The sequence below is a fragment of the Amycolatopsis sp. NPDC001319 genome (genome assembly GCF_042896185.1).
In the GTDB taxonomy this organism is placed as follows: Bacteria; Actinomycetota; Actinomycetes; order Mycobacteriales; family Pseudonocardiaceae; genus Amycolatopsis.
Genome location: NZ_JBIAWY010000009.1, coordinates 306697 through 320256, shown reverse-complemented (window position 1 = coordinate 320256; position 13560 = coordinate 306697). Strand labels below are relative to the sequence as shown.

At 73.1% G+C, this 13560-nt stretch carries 15 protein-coding genes and 1 pseudogene; 8 read left to right on the top strand and 8 right to left on the bottom strand.

Going from position 1 to position 13560, the window contains the following annotated elements; all coding sequences use genetic code 11:
* Positions 1–180 precede the first annotated feature (180 nt).
* The 3 genes from ACFY1H_RS32620 to ACFY1H_RS32610 are packed head-to-tail and all read left to right on the top strand — an operon-like array spanning position 181 to position 2767.
* Positions 181–1368, top strand: a complete 1188-nt coding sequence (locus tag ACFY1H_RS32620; RefSeq protein WP_386952834.1) for a hypothetical protein — start codon at positions 181–183, stop codon at positions 1366–1368.
* A 27-nt stretch (positions 1369–1395) separates the two neighbouring features.
* Entirely contained in the window at positions 1396–1755 is a 360-nt protein-coding gene (locus ACFY1H_RS32615) for a BlaI/MecI/CopY family transcriptional regulator (protein ID WP_366582773.1), read from the top strand.
* 4 nt (positions 1756–1759) lie between these two features.
* Positions 1760–2767: a M56 family metallopeptidase gene (locus ACFY1H_RS32610; protein ID WP_386952831.1), complete on the top strand. Its 1008-nt coding sequence runs from the start codon at positions 1760–1762 to the stop codon at positions 2765–2767.
* A gap of 159 nt (positions 2768–2926) precedes the next feature.
* On the opposite strand, the pseudogene ACFY1H_RS32605 reads toward ACFY1H_RS32610, so the two are convergent.
* From ACFY1H_RS32605 to ACFY1H_RS32585, 5 genes and pseudogenes are all read right to left on the bottom strand, one after another.
* Positions 2927–3370, bottom strand: a pseudogene (locus tag ACFY1H_RS32605) (polysaccharide deacetylase family protein); the annotation flags it as partial.
* Positions 3370–3525 carry a hypothetical protein gene (locus tag ACFY1H_RS32600; RefSeq protein ID WP_386952828.1) on the bottom strand — a complete coding sequence of 52 codons (156 nt, stop codon included), beginning with the start codon at positions 3523–3525 and terminating at the stop codon, positions 3370–3372. The gene ACFY1H_RS32600 and the pseudogene ACFY1H_RS32605, both read right to left, overlap by 1 nt.
* Positions 3522–3674: a hypothetical protein gene (locus ACFY1H_RS32595; protein WP_386952825.1), complete on the bottom strand. Its 153-nt coding sequence runs from the start codon at positions 3672–3674 to the stop codon at positions 3522–3524. The genes ACFY1H_RS32600 and ACFY1H_RS32595 overlap by 4 nt, the downstream gene beginning before the upstream one ends.
* Positions 3674–4723 (bottom strand): hypothetical protein, encoded by a 1050-nt coding sequence (locus ACFY1H_RS32590; RefSeq protein WP_386952822.1) that lies wholly within the window; start codon positions 4721–4723, stop codon positions 3674–3676. Before ACFY1H_RS32590 ends, ACFY1H_RS32595 begins: the two co-directional genes overlap by 1 nt.
* A 104-nt stretch (positions 4724–4827) precedes the next feature.
* Complete coding sequence (locus ACFY1H_RS32585) at positions 4828–6480, bottom strand: alkaline phosphatase family protein (RefSeq protein ID WP_386953053.1); 1653 nt, start codon at positions 6478–6480, stop codon at positions 4828–4830.
* 256 nt (positions 6481–6736) lie between these two features.
* On the opposite strand from ACFY1H_RS32585, the gene ACFY1H_RS32580 reads away from it, so the two are divergent.
* From ACFY1H_RS32580 to ACFY1H_RS32560, 5 genes are all read left to right on the top strand, one after another.
* Positions 6737–7522, top strand: a complete 786-nt coding sequence (locus tag ACFY1H_RS32580) for a hypothetical protein (protein WP_386952819.1) — start codon at positions 6737–6739, stop codon at positions 7520–7522.
* A 4-nt stretch (positions 7523–7526) separates the two neighbouring features.
* Positions 7527–8648 (top strand): glycosyltransferase family 4 protein, encoded by a 1122-nt coding sequence (locus ACFY1H_RS32575; protein ID WP_386952816.1) that lies wholly within the window; start codon positions 7527–7529, stop codon positions 8646–8648.
* Between the two features lie 254 nt (positions 8649–8902).
* A complete protein-coding gene (locus ACFY1H_RS32570) occupies positions 8903–10183 on the top strand; it encodes a MurT ligase domain-containing protein (RefSeq protein WP_366582765.1) in 1281 nt (426 codons plus the stop codon).
* Positions 10176–10919 carry a type 1 glutamine amidotransferase gene (locus ACFY1H_RS32565; RefSeq protein ID WP_386952812.1) on the top strand — a complete coding sequence of 248 codons (744 nt, stop codon included), beginning with the start codon at positions 10176–10178 and terminating at the stop codon, positions 10917–10919. The genes ACFY1H_RS32570 and ACFY1H_RS32565 overlap by 8 nt, the downstream gene beginning before the upstream one ends.
* Positions 10920–11003: 84 nt before the next feature.
* On the top strand, positions 11004–11369 hold the full coding sequence (locus ACFY1H_RS32560) for a hypothetical protein (protein ID WP_386952809.1): 366 nt from the start codon (positions 11004–11006) through the stop codon (positions 11367–11369).
* Here the strand turns inward: ACFY1H_RS32560 and ACFY1H_RS32555 are convergent.
* The 3 genes from ACFY1H_RS32555 to ACFY1H_RS32545 form a co-directional block, all read right to left on the bottom strand.
* Positions 11306–12142, bottom strand: coding sequence for an undecaprenyl-diphosphate phosphatase (locus ACFY1H_RS32555; RefSeq protein ID WP_386952806.1), 837 nt, complete (start codon positions 12140–12142; stop codon positions 11306–11308). The genes ACFY1H_RS32560 and ACFY1H_RS32555 overlap by 64 nt on opposite strands.
* A gap of 70 nt (positions 12143–12212) precedes the next feature.
* Positions 12213–12839, bottom strand: coding sequence for a DedA family protein (locus ACFY1H_RS32550; protein WP_366582761.1), 627 nt, complete (start codon positions 12837–12839; stop codon positions 12213–12215).
* Between the two features lie 80 nt (positions 12840–12919).
* Positions 12920–13537, bottom strand: coding sequence for a hypothetical protein (locus tag ACFY1H_RS32545; RefSeq protein ID WP_386952803.1), 618 nt, complete (start codon positions 13535–13537; stop codon positions 12920–12922).
* Positions 13538–13560 lie beyond the last annotated feature (23 nt).

The following is a 13560-nucleotide window of genomic DNA, read 5'->3' as shown; positions in this document are numbered from 1 at the left end:
ATCCGCATTCCCGGGTTCCGGTGCGCACCACGATCATTTTGCCTCCCGCTAACCTGGGCCGAATGTTTTGTTGTCGACGACCCCGGTGAAATCGGTTCGCGTTCAGCGGCGAAACCGTTTTTTCCTCTCCCTAACCCGCGGCTTTCCGGGCGTGCACCGGGCCCGGAATAACTTGCGGACATGTCCGCCGATCAGCTCTTTCCGCACCCGGTTCCGCCGCACCCCGGTCCGCCGCAGCAGGCGACCCGGCAGCCACCCGCGCCGCCGCGGCCGAAGCGCCGCCGGCGCCGGATCGTGCTGCTGGTGATCGCTGCCCTGCTGGCCTACCCGGCCGGCACCTACGGCTACGCGCTGACCTACCCCGGCGACGCGAGCGTGTCGGTCCGGACCGTGGATTGGCTGCGGGACATCGGTCTCGGCGGTGTGGTCAACGCCGTCGAGAACTGGTGGTTCACCCGCCACCCGCCCTCGAGCGCGCCGCCGTCGGCCGGGGACCTGCCCTCGCTGGGCGGACTGGCCGTCAACGGACCCGGGCCGCGCCCGCGGAACCTGCCCGTCGGCCCGTCCGCGGCGGCCGGTGCAGGCGAATGGCTCCCGGGCGCGCGCAGCGGCGGCGGCCAGGTCGCCGAATACACGACGTTCATCCAGCCCGATCCGGCCCACGCGAGTGTCGTCGCCGGAGTCGCGTGGCTGAACCAGTCGCTGGTGCGCACGCAATTGTTCTCCGGCACGAAAGACCCGGGCGGGCCGGGCCCGGCCGCGATTCCCGCCGAAATGCGCAGCTCGCTCGTGGCCGCGTTCAACTCCGGGTTCAAGCTGAAGGACTGCAACGGCGGCTACTACCTCGACGGGACCACCGTCGCACCCCTGCACAACGGCATGGCGTCCGTCGTGATCGACGACACCGGGCGCGTCTCCGTGGCCCAGTGGGGCCGCGACGCCACGATGAACCCGCACCTCACCGCCGTACGCCAGAACCTCGACCTCGTGATCGACCACGGCGCCCCGGTCCCCGGCCTCGACCTCAACCCGGCGGGCCACTGGGGCAGCGCGTCGAACCAGTTCCAGTACACCTGGCGCTCGGGCCTCGGCACCGACCGCGCCGGCAACCTCCTCTACGTCGGCGGCACCGGGCTCACCCTCCACACCCTCGCCGACGCCATGGTCCAGGCCGGCGTCCAGCAGGGCATGGAGCTCGACATCCACTCGCCGATGGTCACGTTCAACAGCTACCGGCCCGACGCGCCGGGCATCGGGCCGGACAAGCTCCTGCCCACCATGCCCGGCAACCTCACCCGCTACCTTCAGCCCGACCAGCGTGACTTCTTCGCCACCTCACTCCGGTCCCGGCCGCCGACGGCACCGTGAACTACGACACCAGTGTAGATTTGCCTCATGCGCAGGGGACCTGGTGAGCTCGAGGCCGAGGTGCTGGCCGTGCTCTGGCAGCACGGGGCGGCCTCCGCGGCGGACGTGCGGCAACGGCTCGGCGACGACTCGCTCGCCTACACCACCGTGGTGACGATCCTGTCCCGGCTCTACGAGAAGGACGTCGTCACGCGGGAGAAGCGGGGCCGCATGTTCGTCTACAGCCCGGCGGAAGACGCCCCTGGCCTCGCGGCACGGCGGATGCGCGCGGTGCTCGACGGGGAGGCCAACCGCGAGAGCGTGCTGGCCCGGTTCGTGTCGAACCTGTCGGCCGACGACGAGCAGGCGCTGCTGCAGCTGCTCCAGCACGACCGCGAAGGCGACTGAGACCGTGGGCACCGGCCTGCTCGTTCCGCTCGTCCTGCCGGCCGCGTCGTGGCCGGTGGGGCGCTGGCTCGCGCCGCGCTTGTCTCCCCGCGGTGCGACGCAGCTGCTGACGTTTCTCGCGCTGGTGTTCACCGCGGGCAGCACCGGCGCGTTGGCCGTGGGTGCGCTCGCGGGCCTGTCGCTGCTGCCGGTGGTCGCCGAGCTCGGCGACTTCTCCCCCGCGACGTTCACCGCCACCGTGCCGACACCGGTGGCCATCGCCTGCTGCACCCTGCTGATCGCCGCGGCGGTCTCGGCGGTGCGCGCGATCCACGGCCAGTGGCGGTGGTACCGGCGTGTGCACGCCGAGCTGGACGAGCATTCCCGCGAAGGCGGAGTGGTGGTCCTGCCGGGCGCGGAGCCCGTGGCCTTCGCCATCGCCGGGCGCGGCGGCCGCATCGCCGTGTCCGCCGGGATGCTCGCCGCGCTCGAACCCGGCGAACGGGCGGCTCTCCTGCAGCACGAGCGAGCACACCTTCGGCTGCGCCACCCGGGCTATGCCGCGGTCGGCGTTCTCGCGGCGGCGCTCAACCCCCTCGTGCGCCCGCTGACGACGGCCGTGCGGTTCGCGATGGAGCGCTGGGCCGACGAAGCCGCCGCGTCCGGGGTCGGTGACCGGCGCGTGGTCGCGACGGCGGTGGCCAAGGCCGCGCTGGCCGACCGGAGCCGCGGCTCGTACGCGCTCGCCGCCGGGGGCGGACCGGTGCCGCAGCGGGTGCGCGCGCTGCTCGACACCCCCACGTCACCGCCGCGCCGCCGCGGGGTGCTGACCGCGATCGCGGTCGCCGTGGTGCTCGGCTGCTGCGCCTGGTCCGCCGGGGCCGGGGCGCAGGCCGCGATCGCGTTGCACGCCGACATCGAAGCCGCCCAGCAGGCCTCGTGCGCGGCCCACCCCGTGCTCGTTCAGCGGTCCCACCGTGAGACCGCGTTCCGCACAGCGCGCCAGGATCACCGGGAGTGCGCCGAGCGCTGACCGCCACGAACCGACGGTGGAGGCGGCGACGTCCGAGTCGTGCAACAGGATCGTGCCACCCGGGCGAAGTCCCTTGTGGACTGTCGAGGCCACCGACGCCGGAGTCGCGCGGGCGGCCCAGTCGAACCCCCAAGCGGTCCACAGCACGGGCCGCAGGCCCAGCTTCCGCGCAGCGACCAAGGAGCCGGCCGAGAACACCCCGTAGGGCGCGCGCAGCCACCGCGGCTCGACGCCGGCGACGTCGGTGACCAGCTCGACCGTCCGCGCGAGGTCGTCGTGCAGAGCCGTCGGGAACCGGCGCAGGAAACAGCGGTGGTCCCAGCCGTGCACCGCGAGCTCGTGCCCGGCGGCGACGATCTCGCGCCCGAGCTCCGGGCACCGGGCGAGCTCGCGCCCGAGCACGAAAAACGTCGCCCGCGTGCCGGTTTTCGCCAGCAGGGCCAGGAAATGCGGGGTCGAGCGCGGATGCGGACCGTCGTCGAAGGTGAGCGCGACGTGGCCGGGGTCGCCCACCCCGGCGAACGCGTCGGTGCGCAGGCGCGGCAGGAACAACGCGGCCGGGGCGGCATGCGCCGCGAGCGCACCCGCCACCACCACGCGCATCACCCTGCCACCTCCACCGGCAGGACCGGCACGGCTTCACGGGCCAGTGCGGCACGCAAGGCGGGACCGAACGCGTCGTGACCCATAGACGGCAGCAACAACCCGGCCAGAACGGCATGTTCTGCAAGCGCACCCGCCACCACCACGCGGATCACCCGGCCACCTCCACCGGCAGGTCCGGCGCAGCTTCACAGACCAGCGCGGCACGCAAGGCCGGACCGAACGCGTCGGTGCGCAGGCGCGGCAGGAACAACGCGGCCGGGGCGGCATGCGCCGCGAGCGCACCCGCCACCACCACGCGCATCACCCGGCCACCTCGACCGGCAGGACCGGCACGGCTTCACGGGCCAGTGCGGCACGCAAGGCCGGGCCCAGCGCGTCCGGTGTCCGGACCCACGGCACGGTGCCCTCCTGGTCCAGTACGGCGGCGTTGGCGCGGCCGTGGCCGGGCAGGCAGCGGTAGGTCAGCACCGGCAGCCCGGTCGCGAGGGCTTCGGAAGTCGTGAGCCCGCCCGCGTTCTGGACCACGACGTCGCAGGCGCGCATCAGGTCCGCCATCGTGTCCACCCAGCCGAACACGTGCCGGAGCCCCGCGTTGCGCAGGCGTGCGCGCAACGCGTCGTTGCGGCCGCACACGACCACGGGCTCGGCCGAACCGTCGGCGCGCAGGTCGGCCACCGTCCGTTCGACCTCGCCGACGCCCCAGGACCCCGAGACGACCAGGGCCAGCGCGCGATCCGAGGGCAGGCCGTGCGCGAACCTCAGCCGCGTCCGCTCGGCCGCGCCGGCCACCGGCCGGAACGCGGGCGCGACCAGTGGCGGCGCGACCAGCACGCGCCCCGCGCCCCAGGCTCGGGCCTGCCGTGCCGCGGTCTCGTTGGGCGCCACGGTCAGGTCGGCCTGCGCGCTGACGCACAGGCGGTGCACCGACGGATCCGTCAGGTACGCCACCAGCCCCGGCGCGAGCCGCCCGCGCGCCCGCAGGTGCGCCGCCGCGTGGGTCGCGAGGGGGTAGGTCGACAGGACCAGCCGCGCGTCGTCGCCCACCACCTCGGCCAGCCCGGGGGACGCGAGGGCCGCGAGCCGCCGGGCGACTGCCGCGAGCGCCGGTGAGCCGAGCGCCCCGAGCAGCCAGTCCCAGCTGCGCGGGGCGACCTGCAACTGCCGGTGGTAGGCGCCGCACAGCGTCTGCCCGAGCCGGCCCGGCAGCAGGTCGAGGAAGTCGACGCGGTCGGCGCGCACCCCGCGCTCGGCCAGCCACCGGGCGAGCTCCCGAGCCGCACCGTCGTGCCCGGCGCCGACCCGCGCGGACACCAGCACCACGCGGTCGCCTTCGGAAATTTCTACAGGCATGTAGTAAATCTACATCCATGTAGTCGGTCGAATTCTCCGGGTGCGGCGGCGCCTGTTTCGTCCGGTGTGCGGCGCCCGCACTCGCGGTGCGGGCGCCGGCCCCACTACCGGTCGAGTTCGGGCAGCACGCGGGTGCCTTCCTCGCGCACCGCGGCGAGCGACCGCGGGTCGAGGTGCAGCAGCCGCAGGATCGTCGGGGCGATCTGCGTGGTCTCCACCGCGCCGCCGACGCTCTGCCCGCGCCCGGTGCCGCTGACGACCAGGGGGACGGACCGGTCGTCGGCGGCCGCCCCGCCGTGTTCGGCGATCTTCGACTGCCCGCCGGTGAACACCACTCCGGGCACGGTGATGCCGACGAGGTCGGGCACCCGCGCGTCGCCGGGGCGCACGCCGAAGTAGCGCGCGGCGTCCGCTCCCGCGTGGACGGTCGTCAGTCCGGAGTGGACGAACGGCTTCGGCGCGCCGGTGACCCCGTTGCCGATGCCCGATTGCGCGAGGAGGTAGTTCTTCGCGAACGTCGTGGCCGCGGCCGAGCGGTCGCTGAGCCACAGCAGCATCGCGTCGTCGTCGGTCGACTGGACGACGAGGTCGGCGGCGCCCGGGTGGGCCGCGCGCCAGGCCGCGTTGAGACCGTCGAGCAGGGCGCCGTCGTCGATGCGGGTCAGCGCGTTCGAGTCGATCGGCGACTGGCCGTGCTTGGCGGACAGCACGATGGTGGTGCTCTGGTCGAGGTGGCGGCGCTGGAGCTCCGCGGTGAACGCGCCCAGCTGCCGGTCCACGAAGTCCAGCGCCGAGCGCACGACCGGGCCGGGTGCGCCGCCGGCGGTGTACCCGCCGGCCTGGCCGCCGGAGACGGGCAGCTTCTGCGCGGTCGACACCGACTGGAAGTTCAGCCCGAACACCGCCGGCGTGCCGACCTTCGTGGTGCCGCTGTGGTCGTAGCCGTCGATCTCGTTGAGCACCGCGCGGGCCTTGTACGAGTCGTACTGCTGGGTCGCGGCGTTGTCCGTGGTCCAGTCGCCGCCGGCCGGTCCGCTGGGCACCTGGCTGTTGATCTCCGGGGTGAACAGGTCCTGCACGCCGGTGCCGGACGGGCCGTTCAGCATCTCGTAGGCGGGGTGCTTGTCCGACCACGCGGTGCGCAACCCGGCCTGGCGAGCCACCTCGAAGACCGTGTTCACCTGCAGGTACTGGTGCGGGTAAACGGGTTTGCACGTGCGGGGGTCGACCGGCAGCTTCGCCGGGTCGATGAGCGTGCGCGGGTTCCCGGTCATCTTCAGCACACTGGCGGGCAGCCCGGCGAGCCCCTGCCCGGCGTCGACGGAGTTCTTGTCGAGGTCCAGATCCTCGGTGTAGTCCACGCCGGTGCCCGGCTTCACGCCGGCGCAGTTCGTGGTGCCCGCGGGCAGCAGCGCGTGGTTGTACGTGGCGTCGTAGTACACGCCCGTCGTCGCGGGGTTGCCGCCGGTGACCTGGGCGACGAGGCCGGGGAAAGAATCCGAGGGCACGGGCGTGTTCGCGTGCGTGTACTGCGTGCCGTGCGCCACCAGGCTCGCGAGCGCCGAGTGCGGGTGGGTCGCGGTGTACCAGGCGAGGTCCGACTGGTGCATGCCGTCGACCGAGACGAGCAGCACGTGCCGCTGCTCGGGCTGCGCCGTCGCGGCCGGGGCGACGGTCGCGAACAATCCCGCGGCGGCGAGAAGGGCGAACAAGGGTGTGCGGGTTCTCGACACGGATTTCCTCCTGTTGTCCGGCATCCGCCGGCTGCGGCGCCCGGGGTATTCCAGGCCCCCGAAGAGGACTCCGGGGAACACGTGAAAGAACAACGCGTGAACTGACTTTCCCGTCACAGCAAGGAAAACCGGCGACAAGATACCGCCTCGAAGGTTAGCCGAAGGTTTACCCGCGGCAATTTTTCCGCAAGCGCAAAACCGGCAAAATGAGCATCGAGAACACCGGCGGAACAATCATTCCGACGTCCCGGAGCACGCCGGCACCTGGGAGGATTTCCCCATGACGACAGCGGAACTGAGCGGCGGCGGCCCGCGCACCGGCCGCCGCACCGCGAGCAAGGTCCCGGAGGTCACCGCGCTGTTCTGGGTGATCAAGGTGCTCACGACGGGCGTCGGCGAGACGACGAGCGATTTCTTCGCGCACAACGTGGATCCCGTGATCGCGGTGGGCGTGGCGGGGCTGGTGCTCGCCGGTTCCCTCGTCGCGCAGTTCCTTTCCCGCACCTACCGCCCGTGGCTGTACTGGACGACCGTGGTGCTGGTCAGCGTGTTCGGCACCATGGCCGCCGACGCCGCCCACGTCGGCTTCGGGGTGCCGTACGCGGTGTCGACGGCGGTGTTCGCGATCGTGCTCGCCGCGGTTTTCCTGCTGTGGCACCGGCTCGAGCGCACCTTGTCCATTCACGACATCACCACCCCGCGGCGCGAGGTGTTCTACTGGCTCGCCGTCGGCACGACCTTCGCGCTCGGCACCGCGCTCGGCGACCTCACCGCCACGACGCTGCACCTGGGCTACCTCGGCTCCGGGGTGGTGTTCGCGGTCGTCATCGCCGTCCCGCCGCTGGCCCGGCGCTTCGCCGGTCTCGGCTCCGTCGCGACGTTCTGGGCCGCGTACGTGGTGACCCGGCCGCTGGGGGCCTCGTTCGCCGACTGGCTCGGCGTCGGACCCGACCGCGGCGGCGTGGGGCTGGGCACCGGTCCGGTGAGTGTCACCTTGCTGCTGGTGATCGCGGCACTGGTCGCGTTCCTGGGCGTGACGCAGGCGTCCGGCCGGCGGGCCCGGTAAGGCCATGCGCATCGCGTTCGTCACCGAGACGTGGCTGCCCTCGACCGACGGGATCGTCACCCGGCTCGTCGCCACCGTGCGCGAACTGCACGCGCGCGGCCACGAAGTCCTGGTGATCGCCCCGGAAGCCGGCGGCCCGAGCACGCTGGCGGGCGCGCGGGTGCGCACGGTCCGGGCGGCCGGCGCGAAGTTCCTCTACGGCGGCAAACGCTGGGGGCTGCCGCTCCCCCGGGTCGGCCGGTACCTGCGCGAATTCGACCCCGACGTGGTGCACCTGGTCAACCCGGCGTTCCTGGGCATCGCGGGGCTGCTCGCCGCGCGGAGGCAGAACCGCCGCACCGTGGCGTCGTACCACACCGACATCGCCCGCTACGCACGTCACTACCGCCTCGGCGCCGCCGTGCCGCTGATCTGGACGATCTTGCGCGCCCTGCACCGGCGCGCGCACCTCAACCTCGCGACGTCGAGCGCGTCGGTCGACGAACTGGCGCGCCACGGCATCCACCGCGTCCGCCTGTGGCCGCGCGGCGTGGACCTCGAGCGCTTCCGCCCCGCACCGCGCCGGCGCACCGACGGGCGTCCGGTCGCGCTGTACGTCGGCCGGCTCGCCTCGGAGAAGGGCCTGCACCGGCTCGCTCCCCTGGCCGCGCCGGCCGGTGGCTTCCGCCTCGTGCTGGTCGGCGACGGCCCGGCCCGCGCCCACCTCGAACGCACCCTGCCGCCGGGCACGGTCTTCACCGGCATGCTCCACGGCGAAGCCCTCGCCGAGGCCTACCGCACGGCCGACCTGTTCTCCTTCCCGTCCACAACGGACACCCTCGGGCTCGTGCTGCTGGAAGCGCTCGCCTGCGGCCTGCCCGTCCTCGCCGCGGAAAGCCCGGCGGCGCGCTCGACGCTCGCCGGCACCACGGCCGCCGAGTTCTTCCCCGTCGACCGGCCCGCCGACCTGCCCGCCCACGCCCGCGCCCTGCTGAGCGGCGACCACCGCGCCGAGGCACGCCGCCACGCCGCCGCGTCCGGGTGGGACAGCGCCACGGAACGACTCCTGGCGCTGTACGCCGAAACCCTCGGCTCGGCCGCCCGCTGCCGGGCCGGCGCCGCTCGCCGCGCGCACCGGGCCGGCTGACGGCGCAGCCCACGGTTTCCCGGCCGGCCGCCGGTCCTGAAGCAAACCGTGCGCCAACGAGATCTTGCCCGCCGCTGACCTTGTCCACTGTGGAGCGACGAGACAGCGTTCGGTTTACCCTGCTCGAACCGGCTCCTGAACCGCACTGGCCTAACGTCGGTGACTGCGGGCTTCGCCACGTCCTCAGCGTCCTCACAGGAGGTCCCGACGAGGGTGACCGCGAACCCCGGTAGGCACGCGAAGGAGATCCAGTGGTGAGCCCCAGTCCGCCGACAGTCCTCGACGCGCGAGCCCCGATCGCGCCGGGTCCGCGGCACCTGCCGGCGCGGACCCGGCTGGCCGTCGCGGCGGCCCGGTTCGCCGCGGCGGTTTCCCGCCGGCTGGGGCTGGGCGCCGGTGGCGTGATCGGCGGGCGGATCGCGCTCCGGCTGGACCCCGGTGTGCTGCGGCAGCTGAGCCGCGATCGCACCGTGGTGCTCGTGACGGGCACCAACGGCAAGACCACGACGGCGCTGATGCTCAGCCGGGTCCTGGAGACGCTCGGCGAAGTCGCGGGCAACGGCGACGGCGCGAACATGCCCGACGGAGTCGTCGCGGCCCTGGTCGCGAAACCGGACGCGCCCGTGGCGGTGCTGGAGGTCGACGAGACCTACCTGTCCGGCGTCGCGGCGCAGGTGCGGCCTTCGTGCCTGGTGCTGCTCAACCTCAGCCGCGACCAGCTGGACCGGGTGGGCGAGGTGCGGACGATCGAGCGGGAGTTCCGGGCGATCTCCGCCGCGCTGCCGGACACGACGGTGGTCGCCAACTGCGACGACCCGCTCGTCACCTCCGCCGCCCTCGCCTCGGCGCGGCCGCTGTGGATCAGCGCGGGACAGGGCTGGCACGCCGACGCCGTGGCGTGCGCCCGGTGCGGGCAGGCCATCCACCGCGACGAGGCCGGCTGGCACTGCGTGTGCGGCCTGACCCGCCCGGATCCACTGTGGACCCTGCGGGACGACACGGTGGAAACCGCGGGCGGCACCACGGTCACGCTCGACCTGCGGCTGCCGGGCCGTGCGAACGCCGCCAACGCCGCCGTCGCGGTCGCCGCGGCCGAGCGCCTCGGGGTGTCGCCTCACGTCGCCGTCGCCCAGTTGCGCGCGATCGGCGAGGTCTCGGGACGCTACCGGCGCGCCGTCGTCTCCGGGCGCTCGGTGCGGGTCCTGCTGGCGAAGAACCCCGCCGGCTGGCGGGAAACACTGCCGCTGCTCCCTCCGCGCTCGCCGGTGGTGGTCGCGGTCAACAGCGGAGAGGCCGACGGACGCGACACGTCGTGGCTGTGGGACGTGCCGTTCGAGCAGCTGCGCGGGCGCCACGTGGTCGCCTCCGGTGAGCGCGCGACCGACGTGGCCGTCCGCCTCACCTACGCCGAAGTGCGGCACACGCTGTGCCGGGAGCCGCAGGCGGCCATCACGTCGCTGCCGCCGGGTCCCGTCGAGCTCGTCGCGAACTACACCGCCTTCCGCGACGCACAACAACACCTCGGCCATGCCTGACCCGGCGCGGACGCCGCGCGACTCGGCGCTGCGCATCGGCCTGGTGCTGCCCGACATCCTCGGCACCTACAGCGACGCCGGCAACGCGCAGGTCCTGCGGCGCCGGACCCAGTGGCGCGGTATCGCGGCCACCGTCACGGAGATCCGCCACGGCGAACCCGTGCCGTCGTCGCTCGACCTTTACCTGCTGGGCGGCGGCGAAGACGACGCCCAGGCCCTCGCGGTCAACCACCTCCGCGCCCACCCCGGCCTGCAGCACGCGGTCGCGCGCGGCGCGGTGGTGTTCGGCGTCTGCGCCGGGTTCCAGATCCTCGGCACGGAGTTCACCACCTCCGACGGCGTGACGCACACCGGGTTGGGGCTCCTCGACGCGGGCACGGCCCCGGGCAAGCGGCGCGCGGTGGGTGAGGTCGTCGTCGACGTCGCGGCCGAGCTCGGCACCGAACCGCTCACCGGCTTCGAGAACCACCTCGGCCGCACGCGAATCGGCCCCGGCAGCCGCACCCTGGGATCCGTGCGCGCGGGCACCGGCAACGGCGACGGCACCGAGGGCGCCCTCACGGGCCGGGTGCTGGGGACCTACCTGCACGGCCCGGCCCTGGCCCGCAACCCCGCCCTCGCGGACCTGCTGCTGGGCTGGTCGCTCGGCGCGCCGCCCGCGGCGCTGCCGCTGCCGGAGATCGGGGCCCTGCGCCAGGAACGGCTGCGCGCCGCGAAACGCGGCCCGCGTAGGTAAGCGAACGGCAAAGCGTTTTGCCGGACGTTTGCCGGCTCCGTGGCACACTGCCGCGGTTCCGTCGGCGACACCGGAGAGCTGCCCATGCCCGAACCTCACCTGCTGCACGCCGCCCGGCTCGCGGATCTGGCCGACCGGCTCGCCGCGCAGCTCGGAGCTTCGATGCTGGCGGAGGACGCGCCCGAGCCCGACCCGTTGACGCTGGCCGCGTGGCACGCGATGAACGCCCTGCAGCGCGTGGCCGGGCTGCTGCCCGACGGGGATCTTCGCGACGCGCCGATCCTGCGTGAGCGGAGCCTGCACGATCTGCTCGCCCGGGGCCAGGGCATCGTCGCCGCCGCGACGGAAGCCCTGGCCGCGGAAGGCTTCGCGCGACCCGGTGCCGGTCAGGCGGACAGCAGGCCCGACCCCAGCGCGGCCAGCAACGCCACGCCCACGACGACCCGGTAGATCACGAACGCCGTGAACGTGTGCGCCGCGACGAACTTCAGCAGCCACGCGATCGCGGCGTAGGCCACGACGAACGACACGACCGTCCCGACCACGAGCGGCAGCACGTCGACGCCGCCGCCGAGCGCGTCCTTCAGCTCGTAGAGGCCGGCACCGGTCAGGGCCGGGATCGACAGGAACAACGACAACCGCGTGGCGGCGACCCGGTCGAGGCCCCGCAGGAGGCCGGTCGAGATCGTCGCGCCGGAGCGGGAGAACCCGGGGAACAGCAGGGCGAGGATCTGCGACGAGCCGACCAGCATCGCGTCGGTGAACGTGGTGTCGGCCTCGGCCCGTTTGCCCGTCCCGAACCGGTCCGCGGCCCACATGATCGCGCTGCCGGCGATGAGCGAGATCGCGACGACCCACAACGACGCGAGCGGACCCTTCACCAGCGACTGGAACAGCAGGCCGGCGATGACGATCGGGATCGTGGCGAGGATGACCCACCAGGCGAACTTGTAGTCGTGTTCCTGGCGCGCCCGCGCGTTGACGAGCCCGCGCCCCCACGCCGCGGCGAACCGCACGATGTCGCGGAAGAAGTACACCAGCACCGCGGCGATGGCGCCGACCTGGATCACCGCGGTGAACCCGACCACGGACTGGTCGTCGACCGGGATGCCGAGCAGCCCCTCGGCGATCTTCAGGTGCCCGGTGGAGGACACCGGCAGGAATTCGGTCAGGCCTTCGACGATCCCGAGGATCACGGACTGGCCGAGGTCGATCGCGCTCACCGAGTTTTTCCTTTGCTGACGGTGCTGACGGCGCTGACGGCGCTGCTGAGGGACTTGAGGGGCGGGAACATCAGGAGCCGGCTCCCCGGCGCTGCTTGCGGCTGCGGAGCAGTTCGAGTGCGAGCGGGATCAGCGAGACCACGACCACGAGCGCGATGATGGGGAGCAGGTACTGGTCGATCCCCGGAATGCTCGCCCCGAGAAGATACCCGGCGACCGTGACGCCGACCGACCACAGCAGCCCGCCGAGGACCTGCCACAGGGTGAACGTCCGCGCGGGCACGTCGAGGATGCCCGCGAGCGGGTTCAGCACCGTGCGCACGACCGGGATGAAGCGGGCGAGGACGATCGCCTTCGCGTGGCCGTAGCGGGTGAAGAGCTCTTCGGCTCTGGTCATCCCGCGGTGCAGGTGCGCGTTGTTCGTGCGCGCCAGGAGCGCCCGGCCCCCGCGGCGGCCCAGCACGAACCCGGTCTGCGCGCCGAGCAGTGCACCGGCGACCGCGGCCACCAGCACGAGCGGCAGGGACAGGTGGACGGCGGCCGTGGCGCTGGTGGTGCAGAACAGCCCGGCGGTGAACAGCAGCGAGTCACCGGGCAGGAAAAACCCGATCAGCAGGCCGGTTTCGGCGAACAGGACGAGGAACACCCCCGCCGTGCCGAGGCTCGAGAGCCACGACGTCGCGCTCAACGGGTTCATGCGGGAGACCGCCTTCCGCGGTAGTCCAGATCTTCGACAGGCATGTAGTATTTCTACACCATTGTCGTTTTACGAAGAGATCAGGCGTCCGTCCCGACGCCGGTGAGCCGGCGCCATTCGCGGTCCCAGCCCCGGGCGCGGAGCCGGTCGAGCCACCACCGCGTCGTCACGTACACCAACGCGACCGCCACGACCGCGCAGAACTCGACCGCGACGCCGTACATCAGCGCGACGAACAGCAAGTCGGCGGTGGTCCGCGGCGCCGCTCGCTGCAGGCCCTGGCGGTCGACCCAGATCTTCACCGTCTGAGGTCCGGTGGGGCCGAGCTCGACCGTCAGATCTCCACTGCGAGCCGCCCCGTCCGGTGCGGTCCACATGCCACGGACACGGCGCGTGCCGGGCGAAGCCTCGCTGCCGGCCGTCTGCAGGACGGGTGGGCCTGGGAACACCCTCGCCGTGACCTGGTAACGCACGCCGGCGCGCGCATCCGCCGCCTGATCCGCGGCGAAGACCGACGAAGCGAGCCCGAAGCAGATCGGGACCGACCCGAAGAGCGCCGCGCTCAGCACCAGGATCAGCACGGCCTCGATCCGGTCCCAGATCCGCACCGAGGGCCGCCGCCGCACAGCCGGGCGCACCAGGCGGAGGAAGCGGGCCACCGGGGCGAGGGCCGAACGGGCCGAATCGGGAACTCCCATGATCCGAGAGTGCCCGCGCCCGC

Excerpts from the sequence above, each read along its gene's own strand:
- ACFY1H_RS32620 (WP_386952834.1), top strand. The coding sequence starts at position 181 with ATGTCCGCCGATCAGCTCTTTCCGCACCCGGTTCCGCCGCACCCCGGT.
- ACFY1H_RS32615 (WP_366582773.1), top strand. The coding sequence starts at position 1,396 with ATGCGCAGGGGACCTGGTGAGCTCGAGGCCGAGGTGCTGGCCGTGCTC.
- ACFY1H_RS32595 (WP_386952825.1), bottom strand. The coding sequence starts at position 3,674 with ATGCGCGTGGTGGTGGCGGGTGCGCTCGCGGCGCATGCCGCCCCGGCC.
- ACFY1H_RS32590 (WP_386952822.1), bottom strand. The coding sequence starts at position 4,723 with ATGCCTGTAGAAATTTCCGAAGGCGACCGCGTGGTGCTGGTGTCCGCG.
- ACFY1H_RS32585 (WP_386953053.1), bottom strand. The coding sequence starts at position 6,480 with ATGCCGGACAACAGGAGGAAATCCGTGTCGAGAACCCGCACACCCTTG.
- ACFY1H_RS32580 (WP_386952819.1), top strand. The coding sequence starts at position 6,737 with ATGACGACAGCGGAACTGAGCGGCGGCGGCCCGCGCACCGGCCGCCGC.
- ACFY1H_RS32575 (WP_386952816.1), top strand. The coding sequence starts at position 7,527 with ATGCGCATCGCGTTCGTCACCGAGACGTGGCTGCCCTCGACCGACGGG.
- ACFY1H_RS32565 (WP_386952812.1), top strand. The coding sequence starts at position 10,176 with ATGCCTGACCCGGCGCGGACGCCGCGCGACTCGGCGCTGCGCATCGGC.
- ACFY1H_RS32560 (WP_386952809.1), top strand. The coding sequence starts at position 11,004 with ATGCCCGAACCTCACCTGCTGCACGCCGCCCGGCTCGCGGATCTGGCC.
- ACFY1H_RS32550 (WP_366582761.1), bottom strand. The coding sequence starts at position 12,839 with ATGAACCCGTTGAGCGCGACGTCGTGGCTCTCGAGCCTCGGCACGGCG.
- ACFY1H_RS32545 (WP_386952803.1), bottom strand. The coding sequence starts at position 13,537 with ATGGGAGTTCCCGATTCGGCCCGTTCGGCCCTCGCCCCGGTGGCCCGC.